The organism is Ruminococcus sp. SR1/5 (genome assembly GCF_000209835.1).
GTDB classification, from domain to species: Bacteria; Bacillota; Clostridia; order Lachnospirales; family Lachnospiraceae; genus Blautia_A; species Blautia_A fusiformis.
In genome coordinates this window covers 972795-988283 of record NC_021014.1, presented here as the reverse complement: position 1 = coordinate 988283, position 15489 = coordinate 972795, and the positions used below count along the sequence as shown (strand labels likewise).

Sequence of the window (15489 nt, the reverse complement as noted above, 5' to 3'; positions counted from 1 at the left end):
CAGGCAGCGGAAATGTAGATATTCCGCTGCTGTTTTTGTTAGGGATTTGCCCTAACAATGAAAAAAGAAGGGGCTGTCGCACTAATTTTTTAGTGCGACAGCCCCTTTGTACTGAGGTGATTATAGTTCAGAGAACAAAATATGTCACTCCTCTATTTTTCATTACTTTTTGTAAAAATCATATAATTGCTGATAATTAGTAATAGGGGTTATCAAAATACAGATTTCATGATATGATAAACCTATCAGATAGCGTGAGACATATAATGGGGATATGTATCTCGCAGAAAGAAAAGGGAGGGTTTTATTATGGGTGAAAGTATGATCACATCGTTTGACGGAACGAAACTGTATCTGAAAAAAGAAACAGCAGCAGACAATAAAGCGGTGATCGTGATTGTCCACGGACTCTGTGAGCACCAGGGCAGGTACGATTATTTTGCGGAAAAACTTCATGAGGCGGGAATCGGAACCTATCGTTTTGATCACAGAGGTCATGGACGGTCTGAAGGTGAAGAGACTTTTTATTCAGATTTCAATGAGCTTCTGGACGACACCAACGTAGTTGTGGATATGGCAATTGAGGAAAATCCGGATATCCCGGTATTTCTTCTGGGACACAGCATGGGCGGATTTACGGTTTCTCTGTACGGAGCCAAATATCCGGACAAAAAACTCCGGGGGATCATTACCAGTGGTGCGCTGACCGCAGATAACGGCAATCTGATACGTGGTGTGCCGGGAGAAATGGATGTACATACGCGCCTTGCCAATCAGCTGGGTTCAGGTGTATGCTCTGTACAGGAAGTGGTAGACTGGTACGGAAAAGATCCATACAATAAACAGTCCTTTACAGCGGGGTTATGCTATGCGATCTGCGACGGACTTGACTGGTTCAAAGAGAAAAAAGCAGAGTTCCATTATCCGGTCCTTATGACACACGGCGAGAAAGACGGTCTGGTAAGTGTACAGGATACCTATGATTTCTTTAAAGAAGCAGGATCAAAAGACAAGCAGATGAAGATCTACGGCGGACTTTTTCATGAGATCCTGAATGAGTATTGTAAAGATGAAGTGATCGGGGATATGATCCGGTGGATGGAAGTGAGAATCTGAATATAAACAAATTGTTTTACAAGTAGCAGCAAAGCCAGGTGGAAACATATAGCACCTGGCTTTCTTTTGCAAAGAGATTCTGTTACAATAGCAGGATGAAAACAAGAAGACAGAACAGGAGAAAAATAACCATGTCAAATATCATAGAAATCACAGATTTCAACGCTCCGGAGCTGGATGTATATGCCAGGATCTCGGAGATACAGCTTTTGAACCGGGCAGAACCGGAGAAGGGGATCTTTATTGCGGAGAGCCCGAAGGTTATTGAGAGAGCTTTGGATTCCGGGTGCCAGCCGATTTCTTTTCTGGTGGAACATAAACATGTTGAGGGTGAGGCAAAAGAACTGATCCGTCGTTGTGGAGACATCCCGGTTTATACGGCAGAATTTGATGTGTTGACGCAGCTGACTGGATTCAAGCTGACAAGAGGAATGCTCTGTGCAATGCGCCGGCCGGCGCTTCCTGATATAGTCGATGTATGCAAAAATGCCCGCAGGATCGCAGTTCTGGAAAATGTGGTAAATCCTACTAATATAGGCGCGATCTTTCGTTCTGCGGCGGCTCTTGGGATGGATGCGGTGCTGCTGACACCGGGGTGCAGCAATCCATTGTACCGCCGTGCGATCCGTGTCAGCATGGGAACCGTATTCCAGATACCATGGACATTTTTTGATGAAAAAACAGAGTGGAAAACGGAAGGAATCCGGTCTCTGAAAGCGATGGGATTTAAGACGGCAGCCATGGCTCTTAGGGAGGATTCCTTTGATATTGATGATCCTCATCTGATGGCAGAAGAAAAACTGGCAGTAGTTCTTGGAACAGAGGGGGATGGCCTTGCTTCGGAGACCATTGCGGACTGTGATTATACAGTATGTATTCCAATGGCACACGGTGTGGATTCACTGAATGTGGCGGCAGCCAGTGCAGTTGCATTTTGGCAGCTGGGGAAACGCTAAATATTTAAGAGAGTTCCCGTTTTTTATGATCTTGTATTCCGGTTTTCTTCTTCCATATCCATCAGATGAAAAGAAAGCAACAGATACAGGATCTCGTTTCTGTCTGTAAGATCTGAATCCAGAAAAGCTTTGATCTTATCCAGACGATAAAGAAGAGTACTTCTGTGGATAAATAAAGCGCTGGCAGTATGAGAAATGTTCTGGTTGTGCTCCAGAAAACAACGCAGTGTTTCATAGAGATGAGATTGCTTTGCCTCATCCTTATATTTCATTGACAGAAGCTTTTCGTGACAGACCATGTAAGCAGGAAGCTTTTTGGTTGCCTGTTCCAGAATATAGGGCAGAGCGATGGAGTCAAAATAGTGGATACTTTCTGCGGGATTTTTGCGTTTTCCAACCTGCAGGGTGACAGAAGCCTGCGTGTATTGCCGGTGGAAATTGAAATGTCCAAGCATCTTCCGGCTGTATCCGGCGCTTAACATGCTGCTTTTGATAAAACCCTCGATCTTATCGGAAATCTCATGGATAGTCAGAGTGCAGAGATCCAGATTGATAAAAAGCACAGCATTTCCCTTATATTCGGTAGCACAGCTGGCCGGGATCGTATTTTCAAGATAATTGCAGATGGCATTAAGGGTCAGATTTTTCTGGTCGATCAGCCCGGTCTGGATCAAAATACATTGATATATATGGGAAGAAAGCCACCCTACATTTGTCAGCTGCTGACTGACTTTTACATAATCAGCTCCAGGATCTGTCAGAATTGACATAAAAATCTGATGAAGAGGAAAAGCTTTATCCCGGCTGTGCATGATACCTGTGGAAAGTGCATGGGATACCATCTGGGAAAGGTACTCCAGAACAAAACCAAACGTATCATCCAGGGGAACCTCACCTTCGGAAAACATCAGCCTGTATACTGCTTTATCATTATTGGAGATATTTACGCAAAGAGAAGGAGCAGTAAGGCCATTTCCCGGATAATAAAAATATCCGGTTTTATAAAAAGCCTCTTCGTAATGAGGATCCTGCTTCAGGCTGTCCACAATAGCCCAGGAATTTTCAGTGGAACCCAAAACAGAATTGGAAAGATCACTCAGATTCCAGTCTCTGGAGGCAATGATAGTAAAATCCATACCGATCAGCATCATTGGATTGGGAATAATGGAAGCTGTAAGATCCAGAAGTTCCTGGATAGAAGCATTCCGGAGACGGGAATCCATCAGGGACTGATTCCACTGATCATAGAGGATAAAAATATCCTGAATCCTGTTAAAGACAATATTGACCGGAATATCTTCAGGGATGATACACATGTTTGGCTGAGTTAATTCGTAGTTCTGATAGATTTTTCCAATCATCAGGAACAGAATATTTTTGGGATGATGAAAAGTGAGCTGAAAATCCGGATCTGTGATAAGGTAAACACGCCCATCCTGAAGAGAGGTGTTCTTTTCAAAGCAGGAAGGGCAGGAAAGGGAAGGAATTGTATCCAGCCTGGATGTATGCAGGGGAAAAGATTTCTGTAAATGATAGCAGATGAGTTTTGCACTGAGTTTCAAGGAAAATCCTCCTTCCTATATTTTGTAGGAAAAAACAGGAATAATAGCCATGTTATGTGGAATTGTGATTCTTTTGATTTACAGTATAGTGGAATCATAAGGAAAAACAAGTGCGGAAAAAAGGGCAGGGCTGTATGTCTGTTAATGATCTTCCGAAGCTGATCAAAGAATATGGAAAAGATATCACATTTATTAATAAGAAGCAAATAGAATAACAAAGGTCGGAAAAGCCTGCAAAACCCAGCAGAAAAGTGCTTTTTCGGCCTTTTTTTGTGAAATTCAGGAAAAAATAAATTTGTAAAGCAAAAAACCTTGACAGGTGTGGCGGAATCGTGTATGATAGCCAAGGTGATTACAGATGGAGAAATTTGTAGAGCAGACATTTTTATTTGATTTTTATGGAGAGCTTCTGACAGAGAGGCAGCGGCAGGTGTACACTAGTGTGGTATTTGAGGATTATTCCTTAAGTGAAGTTGCTGAGGAACTTGGCATCAGCAGACAGGGTGTGCATGATATGATCAGACGGTGCAATCGGACGTTGGAAGAATATGAAGAGAAGCTTCATCTGGTCGAGAAATTCCTGAACATCCGCAGTCAGGTCATAAAGATCCATGAATTGGCTGACAAGTACCACGCCGAAGATATTGCGGCGATTTCCAATGTGATATTAGAGGAGTTATGATCAATGGCATTTGAGAGTTTAACAGATAAACTGCAGAATGTATTTAAGAAGCTGAAGGGCAAGGGCCGTCTCACAGAGGCTGATGTCAAGGTAGCACTGAAGGAAGTTAAGATGGCGCTTCTGGAAGCGGATGTTAACTTTAAGGTCGTTAAGCAGTTTACGAAATCCGTTCAGGAAAAGGCTATCGGACAGGATGTTATGAATGGTCTGAATCCGGGACAGATGGTGATCAAGATCGTAAATGATGAGCTGGTCAACCTGATGGGAAGTGAGACAACAGAGCTTCCGATCAAACCGGGAATGGATCTTACCGTTCTTATGATGGTCGGTCTTCAGGGTGCAGGTAAGACAACGACGGTTGCCAAGCTGGCAGGCAAACTGAAATCCAAGGGAAAGAGACCACTGCTTGTGGCCTGTGATGTTTACCGTCCGGCAGCGATCACACAGCTGCAGGTAAACGGTGAGAAACAGGGCGTCGAGGTCTTTTCCATGGGAGATAAGCAGAATCCCGTGGATATTGCAAAAGCAGCTATCGAGCATGCGAAATCCAATCAGCAGAATGTTGTGCTCATCGATACAGCAGGACGTCTTCACATTGATGAGGATATGATGCAGGAGCTTGAGGATATCAAAGCGAATGTGAATGTAGATGCTACAGTGCTTGTAGTTGATGCCATGACAGGACAGGATGCAGTAAATGTGGCGCAGAACTTTTCTGATAAAGTCGGCATTGATGGTGTGATCCTGACTAAGATGGACGGTGATACACGAGGCGGCGCTGCGCTTTCCATTAAAGCCGTGACCGGCAAACCGATCTTCTATGTTGGTATGGGAGAGAAGCTTTCAGATCTGGAACAGTTTTATCCGGAACGTATGGCTTCCAGGATCCTTGGAATGGGCGATGTAATGAGTCTGATCGAGAAGGTGGAAGCATCTGTGGATCAGGAACAGGCTCAGGAGATGCAAAAAAAGCTGAAGAAAATGGACTTCGACTTCAATGATTATCTTACCAGCATGGAGCAGATGAACAAGATGGGTGGTATTTCCAGTATCCTGAACATGCTTCCCGGAATGGGCGGTAAGATGAAGGATATCGAGGGTATGATCGATGAGAAGGCTATGGACCGTACCAAGTCCATCATTCTTTCCATGACACCTCAGGAGAGAAGTAACCCCAACATTTTGAACATCTCACGCAAGAACCGTATCGCCAGAGGCGCCGGAGTGGATATTACAGAAGTAAATCGTCTTGTGAAGCAGTTTGAGCAGAGCAAGAAGATGATGAAACAGATGCCGGGATTAACAGGCGGCAAGATGAACATGGGAAAAAGAGGCGGCTTTAAGCTTCCCTTTTAATAAATAACAATAAATTTTCAGAAAGATAATTGGAGGAAAACAAAAATGGCAGTTAAGATCAGATTAAGAAGAATGGGACAGAAGAAAGCACCTTTCTATAGAATCGTAGTAGCAGATTCTCGCTGCAAACGTGACGGAAGATGCATCGCAGAGATCGGAACATATGATCCGAACCTTGACCCAAGCGTATACAAAATTGATGAAGAGGCAGCAAAAAAATGGCTTGCAGCTGGTGCTCAGCCTACAGAGGTAGTTGCTAAGCTTCTTAAACTTGCCGGAATCGAGAAATAATACCTGACAGATTTGGATCTGTGGCCTCAATGAGGCAGGAGCAAGGAGGTATGTAATGAAACAACTTGTAGAAGTAATTGCAAAATCTCTTGTTGAAAATCCGGATGAAGTAGTCGTTACTGAGACTGAAAAAGACGACGCGATTGTTGTTGAACTGAAGGTCGGACCGGCCGATATGGGTAAGGTTATCGGAAGACAGGGCAGAATTGCCAAGGCAATCCGTACTGTTGTGAAAGCGGCTTCTTCAAAAAGCAGCAAAAAAGTGATTGTAGATATTCTGCAATGAAAAAGAGACAGGAGCTGTGGATTCCATGGCTCCTGTTTTTACTCTGAAAGGGAGCAAAAATGGAAGATTTATTAAAGGTAGGAGTTATTACAACGACCCATGGCGTCCGTGGTGAAGTAAAAGTTTTTCCGACAACGGATGACGCAGAGCGTTTTCTTGATATTGAATATGTGCTTCTGGACACAGGAAAAGAGCTTCGCAGACTGAATATTCAGAATGTAAAGTTTTTAAAAATCTTGCGATCCTGAAGTTTGAAGGCATTGACAACATCAATGATATTGAAATGTATAAGGGCCGTGAGCTTTGGATCCCACGTGAAGAGGCACAGGAGCTTGGCGAGGACGAATATTATGTGGCGGATCTCATCGGAATGGAGGTACTTCTGGAGAATGGGGAGAAATTCGGAGTGCTCCGTGATGTGATGGAGACCGGCGCCAATGATGTTTATATTGTAGATCGTGTGGATGGCGAGGAAATCCTGCTTCCTGCGATCCATGACTGTGTTCTTGATGTGGATGTGGAAAAAATACCATGACTGTACATTTGATGAAAGGGCTTGTTTAAATGAATTATCATGTACTTACATTATTTCCGGAAATGATCGAGAACGGAATGAACACAAGTATTACAGGCCGTGCCATTACAAAGGGACTGTTATCACTGGAAGCGATCAATATACGGGATTTTGCATTCAATAAGCACCAGAAGGTAGATGATTATCCTTATGGCGGCGGAGCCGGAATGCTGATGCAGGCGGAGCCGGTATATCTGTCTTATGAATCCATTGCAGAACGTATTGGAAGGAAACCCCGCGTGATCTTTCTGACTCCTCAGGGAAAAACCTTCAATCAGGATATGGCAAAAGAGTTTGCCCTGGAAGAAGACCTGGTTTTCCTCTGTGGTCATTATGAGGGAATTGATGAGCGCGTTCTGGAAGAAATCGTAACCGACTATGTTTCCATTGGTGATTATGTACTTACCGGTGGAGAACTTCCGGCTATGGTCATGATGGATTCTATTTCCAGAATGGTACCAGGTGTTCTGAATAATCAGGAATCCGGTGAGACGGAATCCTTTTCCGGGAATCTTCTGGAGTATCCCCAGTACAGCCGCCCGGAGGAATGGCATGGCAAAAAGGTTCCGGAGGTGCTGCTTTCCGGACACCATGCCAATGTGGATAAATGGAGAAGAGAGCAGTCTATCATCCGTACAGCCAAATGGAGGCCGGATCTTTTACCAAAAGCTGATCTGACCAACAAAGAGTGGAACGAGGTCCGCAGGCTTCGCAAACAGTGGAAAGAGGAAGTGGAAAAATAATTATGAAAACATCAGATTTTTATTATGATCTGCCACAGGAACTGATCGCTCAGGATCCGCTGGAGGACAGAAGTTCTTCCAGACTGATGCATCTGTCCCTGAAAGATGGAAGTATCGAACATCGTCATTTTACCGATATACTGGATTACCTGCATAAGGGAGACTGTCTTGTGATCAATGATACCAAGGTTATCCCGGCACGTCTTTATGGTCACAAGGAAGAGACAGGAGCGCTGATCGAGATCCTGCTTCTGAAACGCCGCGAAAATGATATCTGGGAGTGTCTTGTAAAGCCGGGAAAAAAAGCACGTCCTGGTGCAAAGATCACTTTTGGTGACGGTATCCTGAAGGGTGAGATCATTGATATTGTAGATGAGGGAAACCGTCTGATCCAGTTCCATTATGAGGGGATTTTCGAAGAGATCCTGGATCAGCTGGGAGAAATGCCGCTGCCGCCGTATATTACCCACAAGCTGAAGGATAAGAACCGTTATCAGACTGTATATGCAAAGAATGAGGGATCTGCTGCCGCACCTACCGCAGGACTTCACTTCACGCCGGAGCTTCTTGAGAAAGTAAAGGAGAAGGGTGTGAATATTGCACATGTAACTTTACATGTAGGTCTCGGAACCTTCCGCCCGGTAAAGGTAGATGATGTAGAAAAGCACCACATGCACTCAGAGTTTTATATTGTGGAAGAAGATCAGGCAAAACTGATCAATGATACAAAGAAAAACGGCGGAAGAGTGATTTCTGTGGGAACTACCAGCTGCCGTACCCTGGAGTCCGCAGCCGGAGAGGATGGAATCGTGAAGGCCGGAAGCGGATGGACAGAGATCTTTATCTATCCTGGATATAAATTCAAAGCTATCGATGGACTGATCACCAATTTCCATCTGCCGGAGTCAACGCTTCTGATGTTAGTTTCAGCCCTTGCCGGAAAAGAACATATTATGGCTGCTTATGAAGAAGCTGTTAAGGAAAGATATCGTTTCTTCAGTTTCGGGGATGCCATGATGATCGAATAAGATTTAAAATTACTTTTTATATAAATAATATCCCAACGGATCGCAGCATGGAAACATGCATTATTACAGGATCTGTTGGGATATTATTTTTTGTTATGCTATTTATTCTTCACTGTCAGAGCCTTCCGATGTAGCGGATGAAGAATCCGCGGCAGGAATCGCAGCACTGCATTCCTCTATCTTGGATTTGATCCTGGATGCCTCATCTCCGGATGCAGGAGTTGGCTGATAATTGTTGTAGCCATCTGCGGAAGAAATAGAACAGGGAATGATATTGGTCACGTTATCAGCCTGTACGCCTTCTGAGGTGACAGTGAAGGTCTGCTGGAAGATCATGGTGTCCATATCACTTGGAGAACTGTTTCCTCCAAAACAGAAATTGCCAAGACTGTAGACGATGTTTTTTCCTTTATAGGTTTCGATTCCCTGGAGTACATGCGGATGATGGCCACATACCAGATCTGCACCTTCATCGATAGCAAGACGGCCAAGGGTCATCTGATTGGTATCAGGAACTGTTTCGGTCTCATTGCCCCAGTGGAAGATCACAACTATAAGCTCTGCTCCATCTGCTTTGACCTTTGCGATATTATCTTTCAGCTGCTGTTCGCGCCCAAGATGATCCTTCAGCTCATAAATTCCGACAAGACCAACTTTGATTCCCTTGATGTCCATAACTGCAGTATCATCATAACCGAAGTGTGTAATGCCTGCATTATCCAGAGCAGTCAGAGTATCCGTGTAGCTCTGCTCTCCGTAATCGTGGCTGTGATTGTTTGCAGTGTTTACGGCTTCAACGGAACCGCTGGTGAGTATCTGAGCATATTCGGCGGGTGCTTTAAATGCAAAGGTTTTATCTTCTCTGGCATCGGAATCAGTGAGAGTTCCTTCAAAATTGGCGATCGTCAGGTCATCTGCCTCAAAGATGCTTTTTACATTCTTAAAGAAATAATCTTTGCCGTTGTTATCGTAGCATGCGTTCAGACTTGTGTCATAATCAAAGGTCTCATCGGTACCCAACGTGCAGTCCCCGACTACGCTGAGCGTCAGTGAAACGGGATCTTTCACAGCAGCAGCTTCTTCTTTTGCCTTTTTTGCGGCCTCCTCTTCCTGGGCCTTTTGCAAAGCGGCGGCTTCTGCAGCTTTCCGGGAAGAAATGCATGCACGTGCGGAAAAAATGATCACAAGAACAAGTATGATCAGGATCCCGCCAGCTGCAAGAAACATTTTCTGACGGCGTACCTGGTAATATCTGGATTTTTTGCTGATGTCATTCCTGCGAGTCCCAGTGGAATGTGAACGGGAATTACGGGATGCAGAACCAGAATGCTTCCGCCGTGCTTCCTGTGCTCTGGTGGCTTCTCTGCGTGCCTGCTCTGGATCATGGCCATGAGGCGGCCGCCTTCGATTGTCGTTTGCCATTCTTTTTCTCCTTCGTATGTAAAGATATCTTTATTATAGAAAGAATGGTAAGTATTGTAAAGAAAGAATCGCGGACTTTTCAGAAAAAGAAGTTTTTGATATAATAATTAGGCCAAAAGGCAGAAATATAAACTACAGGGAGATGGTGCTGATATGATATTATATATCGGAAATCATACAAGTTCGTCCAAAGGCTATGCTGCCATGGGGCGTCAGATGCTGAAAAACGGTGGAAACACGTTCGCTTTTTTTACCCGCAATCCCAGAGGAGGCAAGGCAAAAGAGATCGATCCCGCAGATGTGGAAAGATTTCTGGAGCTTTCCAGGGAAAATCATTTTGGAAAGCTGGTGGCACATGCACCGTATACCATGAATGCCTGTGCCGCAAAAGAAAATCTGAGAGATTTTGCAAGAGAGATCATGGCAGATGATCTGAAACGTATGGAATATACACCGGGAAATTATTATAATTTTCACCCGGGCAGTCATGTAGGGCAGGGAACTGAGACGGGAATTACCAAAATTGCGGAAATCCTCAATGATGTCCTTACAGAAGAACAGAGTACGACCGTCCTTCTGGAAACTATGTCCGGCAAGGGTTCGGAAGTAGGAGCAACGTTTCAGGAGCTTCGTGATATCATTGACAGGGTGGAAAAAATAATAAACTGGGTGTCTGCCTGGATACCTGTCATGTATGGGATGGCGGTTATGATATTGTCCATGATCTGGATGGTGTTCTTGATGAGTTTGACCGGGTGATCGGCCTTTCTAGATTGAAGGCTGTTCATCTCAACGACAGTATAAACGGATTGGGCAGTCATAAGGATCGCCATGCAAAGATCGGCGAAGGCCAGATCGGCCTGGATGCACTTGTGAATGTGGTGTGCCATCCGGCTCTTGAGGGAATTCCCTTTATTCTGGAGACACCAAATGATGATGAAGGATGGAAAAGAGAAATTTCACTTTTACGAGAACGATATTCCATGAAAGGAGATTGATCCATGAAAAAGTTCAGATATTTTATCCTGGTGCTTGCCGGGGTGGCAGCGATGATGCTGGGAGGATGCAAAGATAAGGAAAAATATGACGAATCTGCTTTTCAGGATGACCTGGAACCTCTGAGTGAGGATGAAGTGGAGGCCATGGACCAGAATGGTGACGATGAGATGGCAGTAGCTGATGAAAGCGACCTGGAGCAGCTGCAGGATTCTGAAAATGCTGCAGGATCAGGAGACACAGATGGGTCCGCTTCATCGGATGCAGCAGACTCACAGAGCGAAAAGAAACTGGATGAAAATGGCACCTATACAGATAAAGATGAAGTGGCCCAGTACATTTATGAGTATGGCCATGTACCCTCCAATCTGACTGCTGCAGACTACGATAATGCAGACAGTATGCTTCCGGTAGAGGAGGGCGTAACCTATCAGCAGTGCAGCCTTGATGATGCAGGGAAACAGAAGCTGATCTTCACTCAGGATGCAAAGCGCATTTATTACACAGACGATGACGGACAGTCTTTTGACGAGATCTATTAAAATCAAAAGAACAAAATAAGACCCCCGGATACAGATAAACGATCAGTATCCGGGGGATTTTGCATGTCAGGGCTGAGACTGATCAGTGGACCAGATTTTTCATTTCAGCTCCGTCCATAAAAGTTTTTGCGTTTTCCAGGGTTGTCTCCGCAATATTGGTCAGTGCTTCTACCGTAAAGAATCCCTGATGTGAGGTCATGGTCACATTTGGGAAGGACAGAAGACGCTGGATCGTGGAAGTAGGAAGAATGCTGCTTGACATGTCTTCATATACATATGCAGATTCTTCTTCGTAAACATCCAGACCAACGGCGAAGAATTTGTGATCACGGATACCTGCGATCAGGTCATCGGTTTTGATCAGTCCACCTCTGGAGGTATTTACAAGGATCACACCATCTTTCATTTTTGCAATCGTTTCGGAGTTGATCAGATGCTCTGTTTCCGGAGTCATCGGACAGTGCAGACTGATCAGATCACTGGTGGAAAGGAGTTCGTCCAATGAAACATACTCCAGAAAGTCAAGATTTTTATTAGGGAAAAGATCATAAGCAATTACCTTCATGCCAAAGCCGCGGCAGATTTTTGCCATTGCCTGACCGATTTTTCCGGTGCCGATGATTCCGGCTGTTTTCTGATAAAAGTTAACGCCCATGAGACCGTTCAGTGCAAAGTTGTTTTCACGGCATTTGATATATGCCTTGTGGGTGTGCCGGTTGGCGGTAAGAGCCAGTGCCATGGCGTGTTCGGCAACTGCTTCCGGAGAATAACCGGGAACACGTGCCACCTGGATCCCGCATTTTGCTGTAGTTTCCAGATCAACATTATTGTATCCGGCACAGCGCATCAGGATCAGTTTTACACCCTGGCGGTGAAGTTCTTCAATGACCGGTGCGCCGAGATCTGCATTTACAAATGCACAGATGGCATCGTAGCCGTGGGCAAGAGCTGCGGTTTCTTCATGGATATTTGCTTCAATGAATTTAATTTCAATACCTGGATAAGATGGAAGCAGCTTCTCAAAAAATTCTCTATCGTAGCTCTTGGTGTCATAAAACAAAATTTTCATAATCGTTGCTCCTCTCTGGAAATAATTATTTTCCGAAAAATAATACCATAATAGTAGGAATTTGGAAAGTGGGGAAAGCGATAAAATTTATCAAAAAATGGTTTTGTTTTGGAATTATGATATCCATAATAAATAAAAATTATACGAAATACAAAAAAAGAGAGCATTTTATGCACTGTCATCTGATGGAACAGACGCTGTGATACATGAAAATGCTCTCTGTCTGGATATAAGATAATTATTCTGCCAGACTATAAAGATCGGAATAGAATTCCGGATAGGAGATGTTGACACATTCTCCGTTTTTGATGGAAAGTGTTCCCTCACAAAGCAGTCCTGCTACTGCAAAAGACATGGCTACACGGTGATCCAGATGAGAATCGATCTCTGCGCCATGAAGGGCTTTTCCACCATGAATGATCATGCCATCTTCGGTTTCCTGGATATCTGCGCCCATTTTCCGAAGATTTTCCGTCATAACCTGGATGCGGTCGGACTCTTTGACACGAAGCTCCTGTGCATCCCGGATAACAGTGGTTCCTTCTGCAAAAGCTGCCATAACGGCGATCATCGGAAGTTCATCGATCAGAGTAGGAATGATCGCGCCTTCTATTGTGGTCCCGTGAAGCGCAGAGGAGCGGATCAGAAGATCGGCAGTAGGTTCGCCCTCTGTGGTTTCATTGAGGAGAGTGATATCTGCTCCCATGGCCCTGCATACACGGAGGATGCCGTCACGGGTCGGGTTGATCCCCACATTTTTCAGAAGGATCTCACTGTTGGGAACAAGAAGACCTGCTGCGATAAAATAAGCTGCAGAAGAGATATCTCCCGGAACCAGGATCTCACGTCCGTAAAGAGATGGGTCCGGTTTGATGGATGCTGTTGTTCCCTCTGCGGTTACATTGGCGCCAAAGTAATTCAGCATGATCTCCGTGTGATTTCTGGAAAGGACCGGCTCTGTTACACGGGTAATGCCGTCAGAGTACATTCCGGCAAGAAGTACGCAGGATTTTACCTGGGCAGATGCTACCGGAGAATTGTAGTGGATGGCATGGAGCTTTTTTCCGGAGATCTTAAGCGGTGCACATCCGTTTCCGTTGAGACTTATGATATCGGCACCCATTTGGGAAAGCGGAGTCATGATCCGTTTCATAGGGCGTTTCTGGATGGAAGCATCGCCGGTAAGCTCTGATACAAAGTCCTGTCCTGCAAGGATCCCGGAGATGAGGCGGGTGGTGGTACCGCTGTTACCGATGTCAAGAGTCTCTGACGGAGCACTGAGACCATGGAGACCTTTTCCGTGGACCAGGATCTCTCCTTCTGTATTTTCAATGTTAATACCCATTTTCCGGAAACAGGAAATAGTGGAGAGACAGTCTGCACCCTCCAGAAAATTTGTGATTTTGGTAGTGCCTTCTGCAAGAGAGCCGAACATGACAGCTCTGTGAGAAATGGATTTATCTCCGGGAATGGCAAGAGAGCCGGATAATTTTTTTGCTTTTTTGATTTCCATATTAGTACCTGCCTGTATTGTTATTTTTGAAATACATGGCAGCAGATCGGATATCTGCTGCCGTTTATATATCAGCGTTCGCAGATCTTGTAATTACGTTTTGTAAGAAGCACTTTAGCCTGCTCCAGAGCTGCGTCTGTATAAAATTCGATCTTCAGAACGCCATCTTCAAATTCTCGGTTGTGGATAATACCGATATTTTTGATGCTGACCTTTTCTGTTGCAAGGATGGTTGCGATGGTTGCAATGGCACCGGCCTCATCTGCCACATCGATATAAAGGACATAGGAGCGGGGGATCAGGCTGTTGTCTACAATGTCAATGGAGTCACGGTAATCCTTGGAGCTTGCAAACATGTCAAAGATGTTGTCAGCTTCTTTGTTGTCAATGGAACAGCGGATCTGGATCAGCATACGGATAAATTCATCCAGAACCGTGGAAATGTTTTTCTGATTTTCCAGACAGATCTGTTCCCACATAACCGGTGAAGAAGAGGCAATACGTGTGATATCACGGAAACCGCCGGCTGCGATCATTTTCATATACTGGGCGTCGTTATCCAGAAGATTTACAAGATTTACAAGAGCGGAGGCTACGATATGAGGAAGGTGGCTGACTCCTGCCGTGATGAAATCATGTTCTTCTGCAGTGATAACAAGGGGGATCGCACCAAGAGAGGAGATCAGTTCTGTGAAATCAGAAATCTTTTCCAAAGCAACTTCTCCTCCCGGAGTGATGATATAATAAGCATTTTCCAGAAGATGATCACTGGAATTGGAAAAACCGCTGCGTTCGGAGCCTGCCATAGGATGACCGCCGATGAAGCGTCCTTCAAGTCCGAGCTCGGTTACTTTTTCGTGGATAACACTTTTTACACTGCCTACATCTGTGAGGATACAGTTCTTTCCAAGAGAATCTTTGATCTTTTCCATGTATTCCACATTAAATTCTACAGGTGCACAGAGAAAAAGATAATCACAGTTATATAACTGCTCATCGTCAATATCACAGATCCCGTTGATCACGTTTAAACTGACTGCCTCTGCCAGAGCACTTCTGTCTTTGTCAAAGGCAAGCAGGCGATAATCCGGGTGAAATTTTCGGATGGTTCTGGCAATGGAGCCGCCGATCAGTCCAAGGCCGATAAAACCTATGGTTTTCATAGTACTTCAGAGTCCTTTCAGGTTACTTTTTACTTTTATTCTTTAATAGTGTAAATCACGACTATATTGTAAAAGAAAGTGTGAAAAATGTCAACAAATGTTAGCGGAAACAGGAAGGCCATTTTTGTAGCTGTTTACCGGTAATGTTTTGCGAACAGGGAAGAGTAATAGAAAGTTACTGTTCATTGGT

14 protein-coding genes and 2 pseudogenes are annotated in these 15489 nt (G+C 44.6%); 11 read left to right on the top strand and 5 right to left on the bottom strand.

The window, feature by feature from the left end:
• The first annotated feature begins 309 nt into the window (after positions 1-309).
• Together CK1_RS05105 and CK1_RS05100 are read left to right on the top strand one after the other, a co-directional pair.
• Positions 310-1116 carry an alpha/beta hydrolase gene (locus CK1_RS05105; protein WP_015525224.1) on the top strand — a complete coding sequence of 269 codons (807 nt, stop codon included), beginning with the start codon at positions 310-312 and terminating at the stop codon, positions 1114-1116.
• Positions 1117-1247: 131 nt separating this feature from the next.
• Entirely contained in the window at positions 1248-2072 is an 825-nt protein-coding gene (locus CK1_RS05100) for a TrmH family RNA methyltransferase (protein WP_015525223.1), read from the top strand.
• A gap of 23 nt (positions 2073-2095) precedes the next feature.
• Here the strand turns inward: CK1_RS05100 and CK1_RS05095 are convergent, their stop codons facing one another.
• Entirely contained in the window at positions 2096-3634 is a 1539-nt protein-coding gene (locus CK1_RS05095) for a PucR family transcriptional regulator (RefSeq protein ID WP_306288776.1), read from the bottom strand.
• 358 nt (positions 3635-3992) lie between these two features.
• Here CK1_RS05095 and ylxM point away from each other — a divergent pair, with 358 nt between their 5' ends.
• The 7 genes and pseudogenes from ylxM to queA all read left to right on the top strand — a co-directional run bounded on the left by ylxM (position 3993) and on the right by queA (position 8594).
• Positions 3993-4316: a YlxM family DNA-binding protein gene (gene ylxM / locus CK1_RS05090; RefSeq protein WP_015525222.1), complete on the top strand. Its 324-nt coding sequence runs from the start codon at positions 3993-3995 to the stop codon at positions 4314-4316.
• Between the two features lie 3 nt (positions 4317-4319).
• Complete coding sequence (gene ffh / locus CK1_RS05085) at positions 4320-5672, top strand: signal recognition particle protein (protein WP_015525221.1); 1353 nt, start codon at positions 4320-4322, stop codon at positions 5670-5672.
• A 45-nt stretch (positions 5673-5717) separates the two neighbouring features.
• A complete protein-coding gene (rpsP, locus tag CK1_RS05080; RefSeq protein ID WP_015525220.1) occupies positions 5718-5963 on the top strand; it encodes a 30S ribosomal protein S16 in 246 nt (81 codons plus the stop codon).
• A gap of 55 nt (positions 5964-6018) precedes the next feature.
• Positions 6019-6249, top strand: a complete 231-nt coding sequence (locus tag CK1_RS05075; protein ID WP_015525219.1) for a KH domain-containing protein — start codon at positions 6019-6021, stop codon at positions 6247-6249.
• Positions 6250-6308: 59 nt separating this feature from the next.
• Positions 6309-6784: pseudogene (gene rimM, locus CK1_RS05070) on the top strand (ribosome maturation factor RimM).
• Positions 6785-6813: 29 nt separating this feature from the next.
• Entirely contained in the window at positions 6814-7566 is a 753-nt protein-coding gene (gene trmD / locus CK1_RS05065; RefSeq protein ID WP_015525216.1) for a tRNA (guanosine(37)-N1)-methyltransferase TrmD, read from the top strand.
• A gap of 2 nt (positions 7567-7568) precedes the next feature.
• Positions 7569-8594, top strand: a complete 1026-nt coding sequence (gene queA, locus CK1_RS05060; RefSeq protein ID WP_015525215.1) for a tRNA preQ1(34) S-adenosylmethionine ribosyltransferase-isomerase QueA — start codon at positions 7569-7571, stop codon at positions 8592-8594.
• Positions 8595-8696: 102 nt separating this feature from the next.
• On the opposite strand, the gene CK1_RS05055 is transcribed toward queA, so the two are convergent.
• Positions 8697-10016: a CapA family protein gene (locus tag CK1_RS05055; protein ID WP_015525214.1), complete on the bottom strand. Its 1320-nt coding sequence runs from the start codon at positions 10014-10016 to the stop codon at positions 8697-8699.
• Between the two features lie 156 nt (positions 10017-10172).
• Here CK1_RS05055 and CK1_RS05050 point away from each other — a divergent pair.
• Positions 10173-11014 (top strand): annotated as a pseudogene (locus tag CK1_RS05050) (deoxyribonuclease IV).
• Between the two features lie 3 nt (positions 11015-11017).
• Positions 11018-11554, top strand: a complete 537-nt coding sequence (locus CK1_RS05045) for a ribonuclease domain-containing protein (RefSeq protein ID WP_015525212.1) — start codon at positions 11018-11020, stop codon at positions 11552-11554.
• An 82-nt stretch (positions 11555-11636) separates the two neighbouring features.
• On the opposite strand, the gene CK1_RS05040 is transcribed toward CK1_RS05045, so the two are convergent.
• The 3 genes from CK1_RS05040 to CK1_RS05030 form a co-directional block, all read right to left on the bottom strand.
• Positions 11637-12623: a 2-hydroxyacid dehydrogenase gene (locus CK1_RS05040; RefSeq protein ID WP_015525211.1), complete on the bottom strand. Its 987-nt coding sequence runs from the start codon at positions 12621-12623 to the stop codon at positions 11637-11639.
• A 238-nt stretch (positions 12624-12861) separates the two neighbouring features.
• The gene (aroA, locus tag CK1_RS05035; RefSeq protein WP_015525210.1) at positions 12862-14136 is read right to left on the bottom strand and encodes a 3-phosphoshikimate 1-carboxyvinyltransferase; all 1275 of its coding nucleotides are present in this window, start codon (positions 14134-14136) and stop codon (positions 12862-12864) included.
• Positions 14137-14207: 71 nt separating this feature from the next.
• Positions 14208-15299, bottom strand: coding sequence for a prephenate dehydrogenase (locus CK1_RS05030; protein WP_015525209.1), 1092 nt, complete (start codon positions 15297-15299; stop codon positions 14208-14210).
• Positions 15300-15489 lie beyond the last annotated feature (190 nt).

Coding starts and splice junctions, on each gene's coding strand:
- CK1_RS05105 (WP_015525224.1), top strand. CDS start 310: ATGGGTGAAAGTATGATCACATCGTTTGACGGAACGAAACTGTATCTG.
- CK1_RS05100 (WP_015525223.1), top strand. CDS start 1,248: ATGTCAAATATCATAGAAATCACAGATTTCAACGCTCCGGAGCTGGAT.
- ylxM (WP_015525222.1), top strand. CDS start 3,993: ATGGAGAAATTTGTAGAGCAGACATTTTTATTTGATTTTTATGGAGAG.
- ffh (WP_015525221.1), top strand. CDS start 4,320: ATGGCATTTGAGAGTTTAACAGATAAACTGCAGAATGTATTTAAGAAG.
- rpsP (WP_015525220.1), top strand. CDS start 5,718: ATGGCAGTTAAGATCAGATTAAGAAGAATGGGACAGAAGAAAGCACCT.
- CK1_RS05075 (WP_015525219.1), top strand. CDS start 6,019: ATGAAACAACTTGTAGAAGTAATTGCAAAATCTCTTGTTGAAAATCCG.
- trmD (WP_015525216.1), top strand. CDS start 6,814: ATGAATTATCATGTACTTACATTATTTCCGGAAATGATCGAGAACGGA.
- queA (WP_015525215.1), top strand. CDS start 7,569: ATGAAAACATCAGATTTTTATTATGATCTGCCACAGGAACTGATCGCT.
- CK1_RS05055 (WP_015525214.1), bottom strand. CDS start 10,016: ATGGCAAACGACAATCGAAGGCGGCCGCCTCATGGCCATGATCCAGAG.
- CK1_RS05045 (WP_015525212.1), top strand. CDS start 11,018: ATGAAAAAGTTCAGATATTTTATCCTGGTGCTTGCCGGGGTGGCAGCG.
- CK1_RS05040 (WP_015525211.1), bottom strand. CDS start 12,623: ATGAAAATTTTGTTTTATGACACCAAGAGCTACGATAGAGAATTTTTT.
- aroA (WP_015525210.1), bottom strand. CDS start 14,136: ATGGAAATCAAAAAAGCAAAAAAATTATCCGGCTCTCTTGCCATTCCC.
- CK1_RS05030 (WP_015525209.1), bottom strand. CDS start 15,299: ATGAAAACCATAGGTTTTATCGGCCTTGGACTGATCGGCGGCTCCATT.